Here is a 19,265-nt window from a genome sequence, read left to right as displayed (position 1 = left end):
AGTTTTCGCGCCGGCGTCGTGCTCGGCGCGTTGTTGCCCGGGGCTCCCCAGCCCCGTCTACCGCATCAGACTTCCAGCGTCGCCAGGTCGCCCTTGGTTTCGAGCCACTGCTTGCGATCGCCCGCGCGCTTCTTGGCGAGCAGCATGTCCATCAGCGAATGCGTCTGCGTGTCGTCGTCGACAGTGAGCTGCACCAGCCGGCGCGTGTCCGGATGGATCGTCGATTCGCGCAGCTGCGAGGGGTTCATCTCGCCCAGGCCCTTGAAGCGGGTGACGTTGACCTGGCCGCTCATGCCCTTCTTGCGGTCGCCCTTCTCGCGCTCGATCTTCTCCAGCAGGATGCGCTTTTCCTCTTCGTCCAGCGCGTAGAACACGTGCTTGCCCACGTCGACGCGGAACAGCGGCGGCATCGCGACGAACACGTGCCCGGCCGCGACCAGCGACGGGAAATGCTTGAGGAACAACGCGCTGAGCAGCGTGGCGATGTGCAGGCCGTCGGAGTCCGCGTCGGCCAGGATGATCACCTTGCCGTAGCGCAGGCCCGACAAATCGTCCTTGCCCGGATCGCAACCGATCGCGACGGCGAGGTCGTGCACTTCCTGCGAGGCGAGCACGCTGCCGGAGGCGACTTCCCAGGTGTTCAGGATCTTGCCGCGCAACGGAAGAATGGCCTGGAAATCCTTGTCGCGGGCCTGGCGCGCGCTGCCGCCCGCCGAGTCGCCTTCGACCAGGAACAACTCGGTGCGCGAGAGGTCCTGGCTGGAGCAGTCGGCCAGCTTGCCCGGCAGCGCGGGGCCCTGCGTGATCTTCTTGCGGACGACCTGCTTTTCGGTCTTCAAACGCGCTGCGGCGCGCTCGATCGCCAGCTGCGCGATCTTCTCGCCCAGTTCGACGTGCTGGTTGAGCCACAGCGAGAACGCATCGTGCGCGGCGCCTTCGACGAACGCGGCGGCCTGGCGCGACGACAGGCGTTCCTTGGTCTGCCCGCTGAACTGCGGGTCGGTCATCTTGATGCTGAGCACGAAGGCGACGCGGTCCCACACGTCTTCCGGCGCGAGCTTCACCCCGCGCGGCAGCAGGTTGCGGAAGTCGCAGAACTCGCGCAGCGCATCGGTGAAGCCGGTGCGCAGGCCGTTGACGTGCGTGCCGTGCTGCGCGGTCGGGATGAGGTTGACGTAGCTTTCCTGCACCAGCTCGCCTTCCACGACCCACGCCACCGCCCAATCCGCGGTCTCGGTGTCCTTGGTCAGCTTGCCGACGAAGAGTTCGGGCGGGAGCAGTTCGCGTTCGGCGAGTTCGCCCCGCAGGTAATCGCGCAGGCCGTCCTCGTAGTACCACTCGTTGCGCTCGTCGGTCGCTTCGTCGAACAGCTTCACCGTGAGGCCCGGGCACAGCACGGCCTTGGCGCGCAGCAGGTGGCGCAGCGCGCGCGCGTTGAACCTGGGCGTGTCGAAGTACTTCGCGTCCGGCCAGAAATGCACGCGCGTGCCGGTGTTCTTCTTGCCGACGCTGCCGACGACTTCCAGGGGCGTGGCGCGGTCGCCATCCTTGAACGTCATGCGGTATTCGTTGCCGTCGCGCTTGATGCGCACTTCCACGTGCTTCGACAGCGCGTTGACCACGCTCACGCCGACGCCGTGCAGGCCGCCGGAGAAGGTGTAGTTCTTGTTGCTGAACTTGCCGCCCGCGTGCAGGCGGGTGAGGATCAGCTCGACGCCGGGGATCTTCTCCTCCGGGTGGATGTCCACCGGCATGCCGCGGCCGTCGTCGGACACCGAGCAGCTGCCGTCGCTGTGCAGCGTCACCTCGATGGTGCGCGCGTGGCCGGCCAGCGCCTCGTCGACGGCGTTGTCGATGACTTCCTGCGCCAGGTGGTTCGGGCGCGCGGTGTCGGTGTACATGCCGGGGCGGCGCTTGACGGGGTCAAGGCCGGAAAGGACTTCGATGTCTGCGGCGTTGTAACGGGAACTCATTCTTCGACGACTTCTTCGACGACGTGCAAGGCGGAGCGGGGATGGTCGGTGGCCCGGGCCGGAAATTCAACACGGCGTGTAATGCCGGCAGGGTCGGTCAGCATCGCCGGCGTCCGTCACGCCGGGTGAGACGCGCCTGGGCGCCCCTTGTGTTGGCGCGGCGGCCACCCCACATCGGGTCCGGCGCCCCCGTTCAGTGCAGGCTCGGCGCCGCGAGGGTAGGGTGCCCGCCAGCGTCGCGGGCCCGCCCGCTGCGCCGTTTCTCTCCCCCTGGAGGTCGTACCGATGAACATCCGCAAGCTCGTCCTTCCCGCCGTGATCGCCGCCGCGCTGGCGACGCCCGCCTTCGCCCAGCAACAGCCGCCGCAGGCCGACAAGGCGAAGAGCGCGCAGTCGCAGGAGCCGCGCGGCAAGGCCGGGCAGAAGGCCGACGCGCCCAAGTCCGACACCGGCAAGTCCGGCAAGGACCGCAAGCCCGATCCGACCCGCGAGCCGGAGGAAGAGGACGATCGCTGAGAAGATCGCGAGCCGTTCGCGTCCGTTTGCAGGAAGAACAACGCCCCGCCTCGTGCGGGGCGTTTTCGTTGGCGGCTCCGCGACGCGACGACGGATACGCTTTTCGCGGCGCCATCGTGCCGCCGGCCGGCCATCGTGAACGCCGCCCGGCTCGCCCTGGCCGGGCCGAGCCGGTAAACTACGGCTTTCCAGCGGCAGTAAAACCATGACTCCCCTGATTTTCGTCACCGGCGGCGTGGTGTCCTCGCTTGGCAAGGGCATTGCGGCAGCCTCGCTGGCGGCTGTCCTCGAAGCGCGCGGCCTGCGCGTGACGATGATGAAGCTAGACCCCTACATCAACGTCGACCCGGGCACCATGAGCCCATTCCAGCACGGCGAGGTGTACGTCACCGACGACGGCGCCGAGACCGACCTGGACCTGGGCCACTACGAGCGCTACCTGCGCACGCGCCTGTCCCGCAAGAACTCCATCACCACCGGCCGGATCTACGACAACGTGATCCGCAAGGAACGCCGCGGCGATTACCTAGGCGGCACGGTGCAGGTGATCCCGCACATCACCGACGAGATCAAGCGCTGCATCGTGGAGGCCACCGACGGCTTCGACGTGGGCCTGGTCGAGATCGGCGGCACGGTGGGCGACATCGAGTCGCTGCCGTTCCTGGAGGCCATCCGCCAGATCCGCTCCGAGCGCGGTCCGGACGGGGCCATCTTCATGCACCTCACCCTGGTGCCGTGGATCGCCGCTGCCGGCGAGCTGAAGACCAAGCCCACGCAGCACTCGGTGAAGGAACTGCGTTCGATCGGCATCCAGCCCGACATCCTGCTGTGCCGCAGCGAGCAGCCGCTGCCCGACAGTGAGCGCCGCAAGATCGCGCTGTTCACCAACGTCCCCGAACGTGCGGTCATCTCGGCCGTCGACCTGGACAACATCTACAAGATGCCGCGCCGCTTCCACGAGGAAGGACTGGACGCGATCGTGCTCGACCGCCTGCGCATCGAGGCCGGCCCGGCCGACCTGTCGCAGTGGGACGAGGTCGTCGATGCCAGCGAGCATCCGGTGGATACCGTCACTATCGCCGTCGTCGGCAAGTACGTCGACCACCAGGACGCGTACAAGTCCGTCGGCGAGGCGCTCAAGCACGGCGGCCTGCGCCAGCGCACGCGCGTGAAGCTGAAGTGGCTGGAATCGTCCGACATCGAGCAGCAGGGCGTGGACGTACTCAAGGACGTCGACGGCATCCTGGTGCCGGGCGGCTTCGGCGATCGCGGCTTCGAGGGCAAGGTGCTCACCGCGAAGTTCGCGCGCGAGACGGGCCTTCCGTACTTCGGCATCTGCTACGGCATGCAGGCGGCGGTGGTCGATTACGCGCGCCACGTCGCGGGCCTGCCCGGCGCCAACAGCACCGAGAACGACAAGGCCAGCCCGCATCCGGTGATCGGCCTGATCACCGAATGGCGCACCTCGTCGGGCGAGATCGAACGCCGCAGCGAGGAGAGCGACCTGGGCGGCACGATGCGCCTGGGCCTGCAGGAGCAGCGCCTCAAGCCCGGCACGCTGTCGCGCGAGATGTACGGCCGCGACGTCGTCGCCGAGCGCCATCGCCATCGCTACGAATTCAACAACCGCTACCGCACGCAGCTGGAAGACGCCGGCCTGACCATCAGCGCCAAGTCGATGGACGACCTGCTGGTGGAGATGGTCGAACTGCCGCGCGACATGCATCCCTGGTTCCTGGCCTGCCAGGCGCACCCGGAATTCCTGTCGACCCCGCGCGACGGCCATCCGCTGTTCGTCGGCTTCATCCGCGCCGCGCGCGAGCGCAAGGCGCAGGCGGGCGGGCGGTTGCTGAAGGAAGCGACGGCTTGATGTTTTTCTCCTTCCCCTTCAAGGGGAGGGCGGGGGGAGGGGAGGGTGCTTCCCTCCCCGCCGGAAACGCGACAAGCAACACCCTCTCCACCCAACCCTCCCCTTGAAGGGGAGGGCCAAGAGCGAAGAAGCGAATGAACCTCTGCGGATTCGAAGTCGGCCTCGACCAACCCTTCTTCCTGATCGCCGGTCCGTGCGTGATCGAGTCGATGCAGCTGCAGCTCGACACCGCCGGCAAGCTGAAGGAAATCACCTCCGAGCTCGGCATCAACTTCATCTTCAAGTCGAGCTTCGACAAGGCCAACCGCACCTCGGGCACGAGTTTCCGCGGCCCGGGCCTGGAGGAAGGCCTGAAGGTGCTGGCCGAAGTGAAGCGCCAGATCGGCGTGCCGGTGCTGACCGACGTGCACGAGTACACGCCGATGCAGGAGGTCGCCTCCGTCGTCGACGTGCTGCAGACGCCGGCCTTCCTGTGCCGACAGACCGATTTCATCCAGAACGTGGCCCGCGCCGGCAAGCCGGTGAACATCAAGAAGGGCCAGTTCCTCTCCCCGTGGGAGATGAAGCACGTCACCGACAAGGCCAAAGCCACCGGCAACACGCAGATCATGGCCTGCGAGCGCGGCGTGTCGTTCGGCTACAACAACCTGGTGAGCGACATGCGCTCGCTGAGCGTGATGCGCGACACCGGCTGTCCGGTGGTGTTCGACGCCACGCATTCGGTGCAGCTGCCCGGCGGCGCCGGCGGCAAGAGCGGCGGCCAGCGCGAGTTCGTGCCGGTGCTGGCGCGCGCGGCAATCGCGGTCGGTATCGACGGCATCTTCATGGAAACCCATCCGGTGCCGGACGAAGCGTTGTCCGACGGCCCCAACGCCTGGCCGCTGCCGAAGATGCGCGCGCTGCTGGAGACGCTGATGGAGCTGGACCGCATCACCAAGAAGAACGGCTTCCTCGAATCGAGCGTCTGATGCTCCGCTCCCTCCGCTGCGCGCAGGGGCGGGTTGGGGAGGGGTGAGAGCCGCTTCGCGGCGAGCTCGGCGCTTGTGCGCCTCACGCCCCCTCCCGACCTCCGCTGCAAGCAGGGGAGGAGCAGAGCATCCAGTTCTGCTTTAATCCGTGTCCAAACCGCTTTCGCCCCTACGACGAAACCCATGACGACCATTGCCAAGATCCACGCCCGCGAGATCCTCGACAGCCGCGGCAATCCGACCCTCGAAGCCGAGGTCACCCTGGTCGACGGCAGCTTCGGCCGCGCCGCCGTTCCCTCGGGCGCCTCGACCGGCACCAAGGAGGCCGTGGAATTGCGCGACGGCGACAAGACCCGCTACCTCGGCAAGGGCGTGCGCAAGGCCGTGGAGAACGTCAACACGACGATAGCGAAAGCGCTGGAAGGCTTCGACGCCGCCGACCAGGCGGGCCTGGATCGCCGCATGATCGACCTGGACGGCACGGAGAACAAAGGCCGCCTCGGCGCGAACGCGCTGCTGGGCGTGTCGCTTGCCAACGCCCACGCAGTGGCGGCGTCGAAGAAGCTGCCGTTGTGGAAGTACCTCGCCGGCAACCGCGAGGCCGTGCTGCCGGTGCCGATGATGAACATCATCAACGGCGGCGCGCACGCCGATAACAACGTTGACCTGCAGGAATTCATGATCCTGCCGGTCGGCGTGGACAGCTTCGCCGAGGCGCTACGTGCCGGCACCGAGGTGTTCCACGCGCTCAAGTCGGTGCTCAAGGGCCGCGGCCTGAGCACCGCCGTCGGCGACGAGGGCGGCTTCGCGCCGGACCTGCGTTCGAACGAGGAAGCGCTGGAAACCATCCTGGAAGCCATCGGTAAGGCCGGCTACAAGGCGGGCGAGGACATCCTGCTCGGCCTGGACGTCGCCTCCAGCGAGTTCTTCGACAACGGCAAGTACAACCTCACCGGCGAAGGCAAGCGCCTGACCAGCGAGCAGTTCGTCGACTTCCTCGCCAACTGGGCCGCGCAGTACCCGATCGTCACCATCGAGGACGGCATGGCCGAGCACGACTGGGCCGGCTGGAAGCAGCTCACCGACAAGATCGGCAAGAAGGTGCAACTGGTCGGCGACGACCTATTCGTGACCAACCCGAAGATCTTCAAGGAAGGCATCGACCAGGGCGTGGCGAACGCCATCCTCATCAAGATCAACCAGATCGGCACGCTGACCGAGACGCTGGAAGCCATCGCGATGGCCGACGCGAACCGCTACGCGGCGATCGTCTCGCACCGTTCGGGCGAGACCGAGGACACGACGATTTCCGACATCGCCGTGGCCACGACCGCCACGCAGATCAAGACCGGCTCGCTGTGCCGCAGCGACCGCGTCGCCAAGTACAACCAGCTGCTGCGCATCGAGGAAGCGCTCGGTTCGGCCGCGAAGTACGCCGGCCGCGACGCCTTCGTTTCCCTCAAGCGCTAAGGCACGGGGCACGCGCGCATGCGCTGGTTGCGACTGCTGCTGGTGCTGCTCGCCGGATTGCTGGCGTTCCTGCAGTACCGCCTCTGGGTAGGCGAGGGCGGCAGCCGCTCCGTCGCCCGCCTGGACCGGCAGGTGCAGCAGCAGACGCGCGAAAACGCCGGCCTGCAGCAGCGCAACGACGCACTCGCGGCCGAGGTCGAGGACCTCAAGTCCGGCGAAGCGGCCGTCGAGGAACGCGCGCGCAGCGAGCTGGGCATGATCAAGCCCGGCGAGACGTTCTACCGCGTGGTCGAGCCGGAAGGTTCGACCGCGCCGGCCACCGACACGCCGCCTGCCGAAGACGCGCAGGCCCCCGCGCCGTGACACCGCGCATCTGGGCGGTGTTGCCCGCCGCCGGCCGCGGCACACGATTCGGCGGCGAGGTTCCCAAGCAATACCTCGAAGCGGCCGGCAAGCCGCTGATCGCGCACGCGCTCGACGCGCTGCTCTCCCATCCGCGCATCGACGGCGCGATGGTCGCGCTGGCGGCCGACGATCCGCGCTGGCCGGGTTGGACTTCGCGCCAGGGCAAGCCGCTGCTGCGCTGCACCGGCGGCGGCGAACGCGCCGATTCGGTGCTCGCCGCGCTGCACGCGTTGCCGACCGATGTTGGCGACGATGCCTTGATCCTCGTGCACGATGCCGCGCGTCCGAACCTGCGTGGCGCCGATCTCGACCGTCTCATCGACATCGCCAGCGCGCACGCCGACGGCGCGATCCTCGGCGCGCCGGTGCGCGACACCCTCAAGCGCGCCGACGCGGACGCGCGCATCGTCGCGACCGAACCGCGTTCGGCGCTGTGGCGCGCGTTCACGCCGCAGGCGTTCCGCCGCGGCGCGCTTACCGCCGCGCTGGAACGCGCCCGCGCCGCCGGCATCGTCGTCACCGACGAAGCGATGGCGATGGAGCGCATGGGCGTGCATCCGGCGCTGGTCGAAGGCCGCGAGGACAACCTGAAGGTGACCACGCCGGCGGATCTCGCGCTGGCGGAGTATCTTCTCGCGCGAGGCAGTGCGGGCTGACGCGTTCGTCCTTCGCGGACGCATCGTCTTCGCCCGATTTTTCTCATGCGCGCCCTGCGCGCGAACGTTCGAAAGGCAACTTCATGAACATCCGCATCGGCCAGGGCTACGACGTGCACGCGTTCGGCGACGGCGACCACGTCGTGCTTGGCGGCGTGCGCGTGCCGCACGATCGCGGCGTGCTCGCGCATTCCGACGGCGACGTCGTGATCCACGCACTGTGCGATGCGATCCTCGGCGCGCTCGCGCTGGGCGACATCGGCAAGCACTTCCCGCCCAGCGATCCGCAGTGGAAGGGCGCCGACAGCCGCGCCTTCCTGCGTCATTGCGATGCGCTCGCACGCGAACGCGGCTGGCAACTCGGCAATGCGGACGTGACCGTGGTGTGTGAGCGTCCAAAAGTCGGTCCGCATGCGACGGCGATGCGCGAGGCGATCGCGCAGGAACTGGGCGTGGACGTGGACGCGATCAGCGTCAAGGCGACGACCAGCGAGCAGCTCGGTTTCACCGGGCGCGGCGAAGGCATTGCGGCGATGGCGGTGTGCCTGCTGGTGAAGCCGTGAACGAGCCCGCCCTGGCCCGCGCGCATGGCGACGCCGTGCTGTCGGCGAACATGCGCGCCACGCCGGAGGATTTCGCCGTCGAGGAACTGCCGGGCTTCGAAGCCTCCGGCGCCGGCGAGCACCTGCTGCTCACCGTCGAGAAGCGCGGCATGAACACCGCGTTCGCCGCGAAGCGCATCGCGCAGTGGGCGGGCGTGGGCGAGGTCGCGATCGGCTACGCGGGTTTGAAGGACCGCCATGCGGTCACGCGTCAGCGCTTCAGCGTGCACCTGCCGAAGAAGGTTGCGCCGGACCTGTCCACGCTGGATTTCGCCGAAGGCGAGGAGCGCCTCACCGTCGTCGAACACGCCTGGCACGCGAAGAAGCTGCCGCGCGGCGCGCTCGCCGGCAACCGCTTCGTGCTGACGCTGCGCGCCGTGAACGGCGATCGGGGCGCGATCGAACAGCGCCTGCAGGCGATCTGCGAACGCGGCGTTCCCAACTATTTCGGCGAACAGCGCTTCGGCCGCGACGGCGACAACGTCGCCAACGCGCGCGCGATGTTCGCCGGCCGCCGCGTGCGGCGCGAGCAGCGCACGTTGCTGGTGTCGGCCGCGCGCTCGGAACTGTTCAACCGCGTGCTCGACGCGCGCGTGCGTCGCGGTTGCTGGGATTCGCCGCTCGAAGGCGAGGTGTGGATGCTCGACGGCAGCCGCAGCGTGTTCGGGCCGGAGCCGTTCGACGAGGCACTCGCGCAGCGGCTCGCGTCGTTTGACATCCATCCCACCGGCCCGCTGTGGGGACGCGGCGAACCGCGCACGACAGGCGAGGCGGCGCAGCTGGAAAGCGACGTGCTGTCCGACGGGGAAGCACTCGCGTTGCGCGCGGGACTGGAGTCGGAAGGCTTGCGGCAGGAGCGCCGCGCGTTGCGCCTGAAGCCTGTCGACCTTGCGTGGTCGTGGCGTGAAAGCGATGTCCTCGAACTCGCGTTCGCGCTGCCGCCGGGAGCGTACGCGACGGTCGTGCTCGCCGAACTGGGCGACGTGCGTGCGGTCGGTCGCGTCGGCTGAGCACGCTCGCAGGCGACTCACGACCGTTCGTCGGAAAGGATCGGCCGGCACTGGCCCCTTGTGGGCGCCGGCGTATAAGCCGGAATTGCAGCGTCGCAACGCGCTGCCGCCACGCCGCATGGCGTCGCGGAAAACGTCATGGAGATGTCGTCATGAACGCATCGCTTCGCATGATTGTGTTGCTGTCCGTCGTGGGCCTGTCGGCCTGCGCAGGCATGGAGGCCAGGTCCACCTACAGCCCGGAACCGCGCTCGCCGACCATCATGGACGCCGACGAGGAATACATCGCGTACGTCGAACGCGTCGCGCGTCGTCGTGGACTGGAAGTGGTCTGGGTGAACGTGCCGCGCGTGTCGGCTGAACAGGTCGAGCAGACCGCCGGAGAGCCCAAGTAAACCCTGCCGACGCCCTGCGTCGGCGCTCCGCTCAGGAGCGCAGGCGACGGGGCGCGAGCAGCACCAGCACCGCACCGGTGCCGCCCTGCGCCGGCGGCGCGGAGTGGAACGCCAGCACGTCCGCGCGATGCCGCAGCATGCGGTCCACCAGGTTCTTCAGCACCGGCTGCCCGCCCGATGCGATCGAGGCGGCGCCGTGCAGGCCCTTTCCGTGCACGATCCGCACGCAGCCCACGCCGTGCTGGCGGGCATCGTGCAGGAAGGCGCGCACCAGTTGTTCGGCCTCGCGCGTGTCCGCGCCGTGCAGGTCGAGTTCCTCCTGCACCGCGATTTCGCCGCGCTTGAGCTTCTGCAGCAGGCGCGGCGTCACTTCGTCGCGCCGGTAGCTCAGCGCATCGCCGGCTTCCAGCAGGCTGTCCTCCAGCGCATGGCGGAACTGCTCGCGCGCGTGCGCCTCGTCGCGTTCGGCCATGCGCGCGCGCGGGCGCGGCTTCGGCGCGGATGGCGGCGGCGCCGCGGTGTCGCGCATGGGCCGCACCGGTCCGATCGCGGAGCGGAACAGCTCGGCGTCGTCTTCGTCATCGTCGCGTCGTTCGGACATGCGACAAGCCTAGCGTCGCGAGTCCGTTCCGCAACCGGGTAACGCCACGTTCGCAAGCCGTGCACGCCGTCCCCGGGCGCGCGGGCGGCATCGGCTATCATGGGCCTTCGCGCGGCGCGGGCCCGACCCGCGCCGGCGCCGTGTTCCGGCAAGCACCAAAGGCATTCACAAGGGAGTCCATGCGAGTACTGGTGAGCAACGACGACGGCGTCGACGCGCCCGGCATCCGCGTCCTGGCCGATGGCCTGCGCGCGGCGGGGCACGAAGTCCTGGTGGTGGCGCCCGACCGCGACCGTTCCGGCGCCAGCAATTCGCTCACCCTGGACGCGCCGGTGCGCGTGCAGCAGCTCGACGACTCGACCTGGCGCGTGTTCGGCACGCCGACCGACTGCGTGCACGTGGCCATCACGGGGATGCTCGAGGTCGAACCGGACATCGTCGTCTCCGGCATCAACAACACCGCCAATCTCGGCGACGACGTGATCTATTCCGGCACCGTCGCCGCGGCGATGGAAGGCCGCTTCCTCGGCCTGCCGGCGGTGGCGATGTCGCTGCAGACGGTCGATCACACCGGCCGGCACTACGAGACCGCGGCGCGCGCGGCGGCGGAGATCATCGCCCGCCTGCGCGTAGATCCGCTGCCGGCCGACACCATCCTCAACGTGAACGTGCCCGACATCCCGTGGGATGAAGTGCGCGGCTTCGAGGTCACCCGCCTGGGCAACCGCCATCGCGCCGAGGCCTGCATCCCGCAGCAGGATCCGCGCGGGCGGCAGTGGTGGTGGATCGGTCCCGCCGGCGCCGAACAGGATGCCGGTCCCGGCACCGATTTCCACGCGCTGCGCACCGGGCATATTTCGATCACGCCGATCCAGGTGGACCTCACGCGCTACCACGCGCTCGACCAGGTCGCCAGCTGGGTCGACGGGCTGGCGACGTCGCTCGGCCATCGCGCGTCGCGCAAGCCGGAGCAGGCGGCATGACCCTGCGCATGCGCCTGCAACCCGAGGCGATCGGCTCGGGCATGACCTCGCAGCGCGTGCGCGACCGCCTGGTCGATCGCCTGCGCGACAACGGCATCCGCGACGAACGCGTGCTCAACGCGATCCGTACCGTGCCGCGCCACCTGTTCGTCGACGAGGCGCTCGCCACGCGCGCCTACGAGGACACCGCGTTGCCGATCGGCCACGGCCAGACCATCTCGCAACCGTGGGTGGTGGCGAAGATGACCGAGGCGCTGCTCGAATCCGAACCGAAGAAAGTGCTGGAAATCGGCACCGGCTCGGGCTACCAGGCCGCGGTGCTGGCGGCACTCGGCCTGGAAGTGCACACGGTCGAACGCATCGGCGAACTGCTGCGCACCGCGCGCAAGCGCTTCCGCCAGCTCGGCATGAATGTTCGCAGCAAGCACGACGACGGCCGCATCGGCTGGCCGGAGAACGGTCCCTTCGACGCGATCATCGTCACCGCCGCCGCACCCGCGCTGGTCGATGCGCTGACCGACCAGCTCGCGCCGAACGGCACGCTGATCGCCCCCGTCGGCGGCGCCGGATCGCAATCGCTGCTGAAGCTGCACAAGGACGCGGACGGAAATGTCACGCAGCAGACGCTCGCGCCGGTAGTCTTCGTGCCGCTGCTGTCGGGCATGGTCGATTGACCGCCGCGCAGCGCCCACACCGCACAACCTGAAGGACAGAGGCCCGCGTTGAAGATCTTCGGACCGTTGTACGAGCGCACCATCGGCTGGGCGCGTCACCGCCGCGCGCCCGCCTTCCTCACCGGGTTGAGCTTTGCCGAAGCGGTCGTGTTTCCGGTTCCGCCGGAAGTGATGCTGGCGCCCATGTGCCTGGCGCAGCCCAAGCGCGGGTTCTGGTTCGCGACGCTGAGCCTCCTGGGCTCCCTCGCCGGCGCGGTGGTGGGCTACGCGCTGGGCCACTTCGCCTACGAACTGGTCAAGCCGCTGCTCGCCGCGCTGGGCTGGATGGAGCGCATCGACGCGCAGGTGCAGCAGTTGCGCGAGATCGCCGCCCATTCGCCGTGGCAGGCGTTCTGGCTGCTGGTTCTCGCAGGGTTCACGCCGATTCCGCTGAAGATATTCACCTGGGCGTCGGGCATCGTCGGCGTGCCGTTGGTACCGTTCCTGGCCAGCATGTTCATCGGCCGCGGCAAGCGCGTGTACCTGGTCGCGCTGGCCATCCGCCTGGGTGGCGTGCGCGCCGAGGCGGCGCTGCGACGCTACATCGAGCCGATCGGCTGGATCGCCTCGGTGCTCCTCGTGGCGGCGATCGGCTGGCTGGTATGGAAGGCCCAATTTGGATGAGAGCGGGTCGGATGAGAGGACGCATGACCGGAACATGGCGATTTGATGGGGCGCGACTCGATGCGGCGCGACCGGATGCCGGCCGAAGGGCCGCGCGATTCGCTGCCGCTGCCGCCATCGCGGCCTCCGTCCTCCTGCTGGGCGGCTGCTGGAGCACCAAGGTCTACCGCGAGCCGGGCGCTTCGTCGCAGGCACCTTCGAAGGTCCGTCCGGGCGCCAGCACCACGGTCCGCCGCGGCGACACGCTGTTCGCGATCGCCTCGCGCAACAACGTCCGGCTGCAGGACCTCGCGGCATGGAACGGCATCGATCCGCCGTACACGATCTACCCCGGCCAGAAGCTGCGCCTGTACCCGGCGGGGAAGGGCGGCAGCACGGCGTCCACGCGTCCCGCAAGCAGTCCGGGCAAACCCGCGACGCCCGCCGCCCCCGCGCCGAAACCCGCCGCGCCTGCCGCGAGCGACATCAAGTGGCGCTGGCCAGCGGACGGTGAGCTGATCGGCCGCTACGTCGCGGGCGAACCGACCAAGCAGGGCATCGACATCGCCGGCGCCAGCGGCGCGCCGGTGCGCGCGGCGGCGGACGGCGTCGTCGTGTATTCCGGCTCGGGCCTGGTCGGCTACGGTGAGCTGATCATCATCAAGCACAACGAGCAGTGGCTTTCCGCCTACGGGCATAACCGCAACCGCCTGGTCAACGAAGGCCAGCTGGTGCGCTCGGGCCAGCAGATCGCGGAAATGGGCCGCAGCGGCGCGCCGCGCGAGATGCTGCACTTCGAGGTGCGCTACAACGGCAAGCCGGTCGATCCGCTGACGTACCTGCCGAAGCGATGAGCGCGACGTCCGCGCGATGCGGACGTGCTGGACGTGGCGCGGATCCGGCGCGGCACGCGTGGCGGTGGATGCTGCTGGTGTCGGCGGCGATGCTTGCCGGTTGCGCCACGCATGCGCCGCGCGAAGCGACGCCCGCGCTGGAGATCGTCACGTTGAACCTCTGGCACGACCGCGAGGACTGGCCGCATCGCCAGTCAATGATCGAAGCCGAACTGCGCCGCCTTTCGCCGGACGCGATCGTGCTGCAGGAAGTACTGCAGGACGACGGCCTTCCGAACCAGGCGCGAACGCTGGCGGAGCGGCTGGGCTATCACGCGTTCTTCGTGTCGGTCGATGCGACCGACCGCACGCGCCGTTACGGCAATGCCATTCTCACGCGCGAACCGGCGACGCAGCGCGGCTTCCGCAGGTTGCAGCCGCACGAGGCGTACCGCATTGCCGGCTGGGTGCGCGCGACGGTGCACGGCCGCGAAGTGAACCTTTATGTCGTGCATCTGGATTTCGAGGATCGCAGCGGCGTGACGCGTGGGCGGCAGATCGCGGATCTGCTTTCGTTCGTCGAAGCCACGCGCGGCGATGCGCCGGTGGTGATCGCCGGCGACTTCAACGTCGTGGCGGATGCACCGGAGATGGCGCCGCTACGCGCGGCGTTCGTCGATGCGTACGCGGCGGCGCATGCGGGCGAGCCGGTCGACACCCTCGCGCACGCCACGCTGAACCCGCGCTTCAATCCGCCGGCGCGGATCGACCGCATCCATGTCGGAAAGGGCGCCTTCGCGACACCGGAATCCACGCGCATCCTCGCCGCGCCCGACGCGGACGGCCGCTGGGCATCGGATCATTACGGCGTGTGGGCGCGGCTTCCGTTCCTGCCGCGCGAAGGCGACTAGCCCGGCAGCACGAACGCGGCGACCACGCGGCGGCCTTCGCCGGCCAGCACGTTGAACGTGCGCGCGGCGGCGGCGTTGGTCATCGTTTCCAGCCCGACCCCGGCACGCAGGCAGTGCGCGAGCACCGCCGCCGGCGGGAACACCTGCGTGGCGCCGCTGCCTAGCAGCACGACTTCCGGTTCCAGCGCGAGCACCGCGTCGAGATCCTGCGGCGTCATCGACTTCACCTCGCGCACCGGCCAGTGTTCGACCAGTTGGCTCGGCGCGAGCACGAAACTCGCGGACAGGCGACGTTCGTTCACCAGCGCGGATTCGCCGTCGGCGGCGCGCAGGAAGAATTCGTGGTCGGGGTGTTCGAGGTTGAGCTGCATGAGCGGCGGGATCGGGGATGCGGGACTGGAGATTCGCAGAAGCGCCGCGAGCGTCGCGGGAGATGGCCGTTAAGAATCCCGAATCCCGGAAGCGCTCAGGCCCGCGGCAGCACGATCTGGCGCTTGTCCCGGCTCGGGCGGTACAGCACGGCCGTGTGGCCGATGCGCTGCACCAGCGCGGCGCCCGTGCGCTGGGCGATCTCGCCGATCATCGCGTCGCGGGCGTCGCGGTCCTCGGCGCCGACCTTCACCTTGATCAGCTCATGGTGTTCCAGCGCCAGGTCGATCTCCGCCACCAGCGCGTCGGTGATGCCCTTGCCGCCCACCTGCAGCATCGCCTTCAGGTCGTGGGCCTGGCCGCGCAGGAAGCGGGTCTGGGCGGCGGTCAGGACGGTCTGCATCGGGGTACGGAAAACCTCTGGGGGGCGCGCAGGGTATCATGACCACCCCCACGCCCACCTCGACGCCGGCCGATGGCGAGCCGCAGCAAATCCAGCCAACGCTGGCTCAAGGAACACTTTTCCGACCCCTTCGTGAAGAAGGCCAAGGCCGAGGGCCTGCGTTCGCGCGCGGCCTACAAGCTGGAGGAACTGGTCGAACGCGACCGCCTGCTCAAGCCGGGCATGGTCGTGGTGGACCTGGGCGCCGCCCCGGGCGGCTGGTCCCAGTGGGTCCGGCAGGAGCTCGATCGCCTCGATCCGGCGCGTCCGGGCCGGGTCATCGCCCTGGACATCCTCGACATGCCGTCGCTCGCCGGCGTCGAATTCCTTCATGGGGATTTCAGGGAAGATGAGGTCCTATCCCGCCTGGTAGCGGCGCTGAACGGACAGCAGGTGGACCTTGTCCTGTCGGACATGGCCCCCAATAAGAGTGGCGTGGACGCGGTCGACATGCCCCGGGCGATGTACCTCTCGGAGCTGGCGATGGACTTCGCCGACCGGCACCTGCGCACCGGGGGCAACTTCCTGATCAAGTTGTTCCAGGGGGTCGGCTTCGACGAGTACGTGAAGGAGCTGCGCCGGCGTTACGACCGGGTCGTGATCCGCAAGCCCGAGGCCTCGCGCAAGCGGTCGCCCGAGGTCTACGCGCTGGCACAGGGCAAGCGCGCGGTAATGAAGTAAGGTTCGAAAGGTTGTACGGCGACGCGCCCGGGACGGGTGCGCGCCACCCCCGCTGCAATGCGCCAAGGGCGCCAGGTAGGAACTGAATGAACGATTTGGCCAAGAATCTGCTGCTCTGGGTGATCGTCGCCGTCGTGCTGATGGTGGTCTTCCAGGCATTCGGGCCGCGCGCGGGAGTTGCCGAAACGCTCCAGTACGACCAGTTCGTCCACCAGGTCCAGCAGGACCGGGTGAAGGAAGTGAAGATCGCCGACGACGGCGCCACCATCACCGGTGAGCGCAACGACGGCTCGAAGTTCACGACCTACAAGCCCAAGGACGACAAGGACCTGATCAACGACCTGATCAACCACAAGGTCGCCATCGACCAGCAGCCGCCGCAGAGCGGCCCGTCGATCCTCTACATCATCATCAACGTCCTGCCCTGGTTGCTGTTCATCGGCATCTGGGTCTATTTCATGCGCCAGATGCAGCAGGGCGGCAGCAAGGGTGCGATGAGCTTCGGCCGTTCGCGCGCCAAGCTGCAGGGCGAGGACCAGGTCAAGGTCACGCTGGCCGACGTCGCCGGCTGCGACGAGGCGAAGGAGGAAGTCGGCGAACTGGTCGAATTCCTGCGCGATCCCTCCAAGTTCCAGAAGCTGGGCGGCAAGATTCCGCGCGGCGTGCTGATGGTCGGCCCGCCGGGCACCGGCAAGACGCTGCTTGCGCGCGCCATCGCGGGCGAGGCGAAGGTGCCGTTCTTCAGCATCTCCGGTTCGGATTTCGTCGAGATGTTCGTCGGCGTCGGCGCCAGCCGCGTGCGCGACATGTTCGACCAGGCCAAGAAGCACGCGCCCTGCATCATCTTCATCGACGAGATCGACGCTGTGGGCCGCCATCGTGGCGCGGGCCTGGGCGGCGGTCACGACGAGCGCGAGCAGACGCTCAACCAGCTGCTGGTCGAGATGGACGGCTTCGAGGGCGGCGAGGGCGTGATCGTGATCGCCGCGACCAACCGTCCGGACGTGCTCGATCCGGCGCTGCTGCGTCCGGGTCGTTTCGACCGACAGGTCGTGGTCGGCCTGCCGGACGTGAAGGGCCGCGAGCAGATCCTGCGCGTGCACATGCGCAAGCTGCCGCTGCACGACGACGTCGATCCGATGACGATCGCGCGCGGCACGCCGGGCTTCTCCGGCGCGGACCTGGCGAACCTGTGCAACGAGGCGGCGCTGTTCGCCGCGCGCGAGAACGCCAAGGACGTGCGCATGGAGCACTTCGACCGTGCGCGCGACAAGATCCTGATGGGTGCCGAGCGTCGTTCGATGGCGATGAGCGAGGACGAGAAGAAGCTCACCGCCTACCACGAGGCGGGCCACGCCATCGTCGGCCGCATCGTTCCGGAGCACGACCCGGTCTACAAGGTCACCATCATCCCGCGCGGTCGCGCGCTGGGCGTGACGATGTACCTGCCGGAAGGCGACAAGTACAGCTACAACAAGACCGCGATCGAATCGCAGCTCTGCTCGCTGTACGGTGGCCGCGTCGCCGAGGAGCTGATCTTCGGTGCCGACAAGGTCACCACCGGTGCGTCCAACGACATCGAGCGCGCCACCAAGATGGCCCGAAACATGGTCACCAAGTGGGGCCTGTCGGACGAACTGGGTCCGATCGCCTACGGCGAGGAAGAGGACGAGGTGTTCCTGGGCCGTTCGGTCACGCAGCACAAGAACGTGTCGAACGAGACCGCGCGCAAGATCGACGAAGTGGTGCGCGGCATCCTCGACAAGGCCTACGGCCGCACCACGCAGATCCTCAAGGACAACCTCGACAAGCTACACATGATGGCCGACGCGCTGTTGCAGTACGAAACCATCGACGCGCACCAGATCGACGACATCATGGCCGGCCGCCGTCCGGGCCCGCCGGCCGACTGGTCGAAGTCCGGCAAGACGCCGAAGGACGACGGCGAGCGCCCGGGCACGATCGGCGGCCCTGCGGCGCAGACCTGATCCGCAGCCATCGCGAAGTCGTTCGAAGAGCCGGCCTTGCGCCGGCTCTTTTCTTGGTCGGGACGACGCGGCTCTTGCAGCCCGGGTAAGCGCAGCGCACCCGGGGACCTGGTCATTCACCCGGGCGTGCCGCGCTTACCCGCGCTACAACAACAAGGCGCGAGACCGGCGCCGCCGACCTCGCATCGCGCGGAGCCGTAAGATCACACCTTCCCCGCGACGACAGCCCGCCATGTTCGACACCACGCCCATCCTCGACTGCAACGGCCGTCCCCTCGCGCTGGATCGCGCGCGCGTCATGGGCATCGTCAACGTCACGCCGGACTCGTTCTCCGACGGCGGCGCGCACGACACGTTCGAGGCCGCGGTGGCGCACGGCCTGAAGCTGGCCGAGGAGGGCGCGGACATCCTCGACATCGGCGGCGAATCCACGCGGCCCGGGGCGGCCGACGTACCGGTCGAGGAAGAACTGCGTCGCACGATTCCGGTGATCGAACGTCTGGCGAAGGAAACCTCGCTGCCGATCAGCATCGACACCTCGAAACCCGAAGTGATGCGCGCCGCCGTGCAGGCCGGCGCGGGCCTGGTCAACGACGTCTACGCATTGCGCCGCGAAGGCGCGCTCGACACGGCCGCCGCGCTCGGCGTGCCGGTCGTGCTGATGCACATGCAGGGCGAACCGCGATCGATGCAGGAGGCGCCGCACTACGACGATGTCGTCGCCGACGTGCACCGCTTCCTCGCCGAGCGCATCTTCGCCGCGGAAATGGCCGGCATCGCGAAGAAGAAGATCGTCGTCGATCCGGGTTTCGGCTTCGGCAAGAACACGCAGCACAACCTCGCCTTGCTCGCGCAGCTGGAGCGTTTTGCCGAACTCGGCGTTCCGGTGCTCGCGGGACTTTCGCGCAAGCGCACGATCGGCGAGATCACCGGACGCAACGAGCCGCGCGACCGCGCGACCGGTTCCGTCGCCGCGCACCTGATCGCCGCGCAACGCGGCGCGAAGCTGCTGCGCGTGCACGACGTGGCCGCCACCGTCGACGCGCTGAAGGTGTGGAACGCGATCGCCTCGCAGGCGATGCCGCGCGCGAAGCCGGCGCCGTCGATGCCGAAGTGGCCCGACGACGATTGACATCGCGACATCGCCGCGTGGCGATTTTTTGATCAAACATGCCGCGCGCCTTGTGGCGCAAGGGCTGCGACGCGATACGCACACCGCTGTCCGCATGCTTGTCCACAGCTTGTGTGGATACCGCGCGTTTCGATGCCCGAATCG

21 protein-coding genes are annotated in these 19,265 nt (G+C 68.5%); 17 read left to right on the top strand and 4 right to left on the bottom strand.

The features are described from left to right. Positions 1-65: 65 nt before the first annotated feature. Positions 66-1,973 carry a DNA topoisomerase IV subunit B gene (gene parE / locus I4U41_RS03400; protein ID WP_206859728.1) on the bottom strand — a complete coding sequence of 636 codons (1,908 nt, stop codon included), beginning with the start codon at positions 1,971-1,973 and terminating at the stop codon, positions 66-68. Positions 1,974-2,258: 285 nt separating this feature from the next. On the opposite strand from parE, the gene I4U41_RS03395 reads away from it, so the two are divergent. The 9 genes from I4U41_RS03395 to I4U41_RS03355 all read left to right on the top strand — a co-directional run bounded on the left by I4U41_RS03395 (position 2,259) and on the right by I4U41_RS03355 (position 9,865). Next, positions 2,259-2,489 carry a hypothetical protein gene (locus I4U41_RS03395; RefSeq protein ID WP_206859727.1) on the top strand — a complete coding sequence of 77 codons (231 nt, stop codon included), beginning with the start codon at positions 2,259-2,261 and terminating at the stop codon, positions 2,487-2,489. Between the two features lie 205 nt (positions 2,490-2,694). After that, on the top strand, positions 2,695-4,359 hold the full coding sequence (gene pyrG, locus I4U41_RS03390) for a CTP synthase (protein WP_206859726.1): 1,665 nt from the start codon (positions 2,695-2,697) through the stop codon (positions 4,357-4,359). A gap of 134 nt (positions 4,360-4,493) precedes the next feature. Then, the gene (gene kdsA / locus I4U41_RS03385; RefSeq protein WP_206859725.1) at positions 4,494-5,327 is read left to right on the top strand and encodes a 3-deoxy-8-phosphooctulonate synthase; all 834 of its coding nucleotides are present in this window, start codon (positions 4,494-4,496) and stop codon (positions 5,325-5,327) included. 183 nt (positions 5,328-5,510) lie between these two features. Next, a complete protein-coding gene (gene eno / locus I4U41_RS03380) occupies positions 5,511-6,797 on the top strand; it encodes a phosphopyruvate hydratase (protein ID WP_206859724.1) in 1,287 nt (428 codons plus the stop codon). An 18-nt stretch (positions 6,798-6,815) separates the two neighbouring features. After that, entirely contained in the window at positions 6,816-7,160 is a 345-nt protein-coding gene (gene ftsB / locus I4U41_RS03375) for a cell division protein FtsB (RefSeq protein ID WP_206859723.1), read from the top strand. Further along, positions 7,157-7,858 (top strand): 2-C-methyl-D-erythritol 4-phosphate cytidylyltransferase, encoded by a 702-nt coding sequence (gene ispD, locus I4U41_RS03370; protein WP_206859722.1) that lies wholly within the window; start codon positions 7,157-7,159, stop codon positions 7,856-7,858. The genes ftsB and ispD overlap by 4 nt, the downstream gene beginning before the upstream one ends. A gap of 83 nt (positions 7,859-7,941) precedes the next feature. Further along, the gene (gene ispF, locus I4U41_RS03365; RefSeq protein ID WP_206859721.1) at positions 7,942-8,421 is read left to right on the top strand and encodes a 2-C-methyl-D-erythritol 2,4-cyclodiphosphate synthase; all 480 of its coding nucleotides are present in this window, start codon (positions 7,942-7,944) and stop codon (positions 8,419-8,421) included. After that, on the top strand, positions 8,418-9,470 hold the full coding sequence (gene truD, locus I4U41_RS03360; RefSeq protein WP_206859720.1) for a tRNA pseudouridine(13) synthase TruD: 1,053 nt from the start codon (positions 8,418-8,420) through the stop codon (positions 9,468-9,470). The genes ispF and truD overlap by 4 nt, the downstream gene beginning before the upstream one ends. A gap of 152 nt (positions 9,471-9,622) precedes the next feature. Continuing rightward, on the top strand, positions 9,623-9,865 hold the full coding sequence (locus I4U41_RS03355; protein ID WP_206859719.1) for a hypothetical protein: 243 nt from the start codon (positions 9,623-9,625) through the stop codon (positions 9,863-9,865). Between the two features lie 31 nt (positions 9,866-9,896). Here I4U41_RS03355 and I4U41_RS03350 read toward each other — a convergent pair whose 3' ends face one another. Next, positions 9,897-10,466 (bottom strand): Smr/MutS family protein, encoded by a 570-nt coding sequence (locus I4U41_RS03350; protein WP_206859718.1) that lies wholly within the window; start codon positions 10,464-10,466, stop codon positions 9,897-9,899. Between the two features lie 179 nt (positions 10,467-10,645). Here I4U41_RS03350 and surE point away from each other — a divergent pair, with 179 nt between their 5' ends. The 5 genes from surE (at position 10,646) to I4U41_RS03325 (ending at position 14,509) form a co-directional block, all read left to right on the top strand. Then, on the top strand, positions 10,646-11,449 hold the full coding sequence (gene surE / locus I4U41_RS03345) for a 5'/3'-nucleotidase SurE (RefSeq protein WP_206859717.1): 804 nt from the start codon (positions 10,646-10,648) through the stop codon (positions 11,447-11,449). Then, positions 11,446-12,123, top strand: coding sequence for a protein-L-isoaspartate(D-aspartate) O-methyltransferase (locus I4U41_RS03340; RefSeq protein WP_206859716.1), 678 nt, complete (start codon positions 11,446-11,448; stop codon positions 12,121-12,123). The genes surE and I4U41_RS03340 overlap by 4 nt, the downstream gene beginning before the upstream one ends. Before the next feature lie 48 nt (positions 12,124-12,171). Further along, a complete protein-coding gene (locus tag I4U41_RS03335; RefSeq protein ID WP_206859715.1) occupies positions 12,172-12,786 on the top strand; it encodes a YqaA family protein in 615 nt (204 codons plus the stop codon). A 23-nt stretch (positions 12,787-12,809) separates the two neighbouring features. Further along, positions 12,810-13,619 (top strand): peptidoglycan DD-metalloendopeptidase family protein, encoded by an 810-nt coding sequence (locus I4U41_RS03330; RefSeq protein WP_206859714.1) that lies wholly within the window; start codon positions 12,810-12,812, stop codon positions 13,617-13,619. A gap of 68 nt (positions 13,620-13,687) precedes the next feature. Beyond that, positions 13,688-14,509, top strand: a complete 822-nt coding sequence (locus I4U41_RS03325) for an endonuclease/exonuclease/phosphatase family protein (RefSeq protein WP_206859713.1) — start codon at positions 13,688-13,690, stop codon at positions 14,507-14,509. On the opposite strand, the gene I4U41_RS03320 is transcribed toward I4U41_RS03325, so the two are convergent. After that, positions 14,506-14,880, bottom strand: a complete 375-nt coding sequence (locus I4U41_RS03320) for an Mth938-like domain-containing protein (RefSeq protein WP_206859712.1) — start codon at positions 14,878-14,880, stop codon at positions 14,506-14,508. The genes I4U41_RS03325 and I4U41_RS03320 overlap by 4 nt on opposite strands. Positions 14,881-14,975: 95 nt before the next feature. Then, on the bottom strand, positions 14,976-15,281 hold the full coding sequence (yhbY, locus tag I4U41_RS03315; protein ID WP_206859711.1) for a ribosome assembly RNA-binding protein YhbY: 306 nt from the start codon (positions 15,279-15,281) through the stop codon (positions 14,976-14,978). 72 nt (positions 15,282-15,353) lie between these two features. On the opposite strand from yhbY, the gene rlmE reads away from it, so the two are divergent. The 3 genes from rlmE to folP all read left to right on the top strand — a co-directional run bounded on the left by rlmE (position 15,354) and on the right by folP (position 19,121). Further along, a complete protein-coding gene (gene rlmE, locus I4U41_RS03310) occupies positions 15,354-16,001 on the top strand; it encodes a 23S rRNA (uridine(2552)-2'-O)-methyltransferase RlmE (protein ID WP_206859710.1) in 648 nt (215 codons plus the stop codon). A gap of 86 nt (positions 16,002-16,087) precedes the next feature. Next, positions 16,088-17,989, top strand: a complete 1,902-nt coding sequence (ftsH, locus tag I4U41_RS03305) for an ATP-dependent zinc metalloprotease FtsH (RefSeq protein ID WP_206859709.1) — start codon at positions 16,088-16,090, stop codon at positions 17,987-17,989. A 232-nt stretch (positions 17,990-18,221) separates the two neighbouring features. After that, positions 18,222-19,121 (top strand): dihydropteroate synthase, encoded by a 900-nt coding sequence (folP, locus tag I4U41_RS03300; protein WP_206859708.1) that lies wholly within the window; start codon positions 18,222-18,224, stop codon positions 19,119-19,121. Positions 19,122-19,265: the final 144 nt, after the last annotated feature.

This window comes from Lysobacter changpingensis, assembly GCF_017308985.1.
GTDB lineage: Bacteria > Pseudomonadota > Gammaproteobacteria > Xanthomonadales > Xanthomonadaceae > Lysobacter_J > Lysobacter_J changpingensis.
The sequence above is the reverse complement of the archived record's forward strand: the minus strand, read 5'-3'. Positions and strand labels throughout refer to the sequence as shown.

Bases quoted from the DNA above. Each gene is read 5' to 3' on its own strand.
- I4U41_RS03325 (WP_206859713.1), top strand. From the start codon at position 13,688: ATGCTGCTGGTGTCGGCGGCGATGCTTGCCGGTTGCGCCACGCATGCG.
- pyrG (WP_206859726.1), top strand. From the start codon at position 2,695: ATGACTCCCCTGATTTTCGTCACCGGCGGCGTGGTGTCCTCGCTTGGC.
- I4U41_RS03320 (WP_206859712.1), bottom strand. From the start codon at position 14,880: ATGCAGCTCAACCTCGAACACCCCGACCACGAATTCTTCCTGCGCGCC.
- I4U41_RS03350 (WP_206859718.1), bottom strand. From the start codon at position 10,466: ATGTCCGAACGACGCGACGATGACGAAGACGACGCCGAGCTGTTCCGC.
- I4U41_RS03395 (WP_206859727.1), top strand. From the start codon at position 2,259: ATGAACATCCGCAAGCTCGTCCTTCCCGCCGTGATCGCCGCCGCGCTG.
- ftsB (WP_206859723.1), top strand. From the start codon at position 6,816: ATGCGCTGGTTGCGACTGCTGCTGGTGCTGCTCGCCGGATTGCTGGCG.
- folP (WP_206859708.1), top strand. From the start codon at position 18,222: ATGTTCGACACCACGCCCATCCTCGACTGCAACGGCCGTCCCCTCGCG.
- I4U41_RS03330 (WP_206859714.1), top strand. From the start codon at position 12,810: ATGACCGGAACATGGCGATTTGATGGGGCGCGACTCGATGCGGCGCGA.
- ispF (WP_206859721.1), top strand. From the start codon at position 7,942: ATGAACATCCGCATCGGCCAGGGCTACGACGTGCACGCGTTCGGCGAC.
- I4U41_RS03340 (WP_206859716.1), top strand. From the start codon at position 11,446: ATGACCCTGCGCATGCGCCTGCAACCCGAGGCGATCGGCTCGGGCATG.
- I4U41_RS03355 (WP_206859719.1), top strand. From the start codon at position 9,623: ATGAACGCATCGCTTCGCATGATTGTGTTGCTGTCCGTCGTGGGCCTG.
- ftsH (WP_206859709.1), top strand. From the start codon at position 16,088: ATGAACGATTTGGCCAAGAATCTGCTGCTCTGGGTGATCGTCGCCGTC.
- rlmE (WP_206859710.1), top strand. From the start codon at position 15,354: ATGGCGAGCCGCAGCAAATCCAGCCAACGCTGGCTCAAGGAACACTTT.
- kdsA (WP_206859725.1), top strand. From the start codon at position 4,494: ATGAACCTCTGCGGATTCGAAGTCGGCCTCGACCAACCCTTCTTCCTG.
- eno (WP_206859724.1), top strand. From the start codon at position 5,511: ATGACGACCATTGCCAAGATCCACGCCCGCGAGATCCTCGACAGCCGC.
- surE (WP_206859717.1), top strand. From the start codon at position 10,646: ATGCGAGTACTGGTGAGCAACGACGACGGCGTCGACGCGCCCGGCATC.
- yhbY (WP_206859711.1), bottom strand. From the start codon at position 15,281: ATGCAGACCGTCCTGACCGCCGCCCAGACCCGCTTCCTGCGCGGCCAG.
- parE (WP_206859728.1), bottom strand. From the start codon at position 1,973: ATGAGTTCCCGTTACAACGCCGCAGACATCGAAGTCCTTTCCGGCCTT.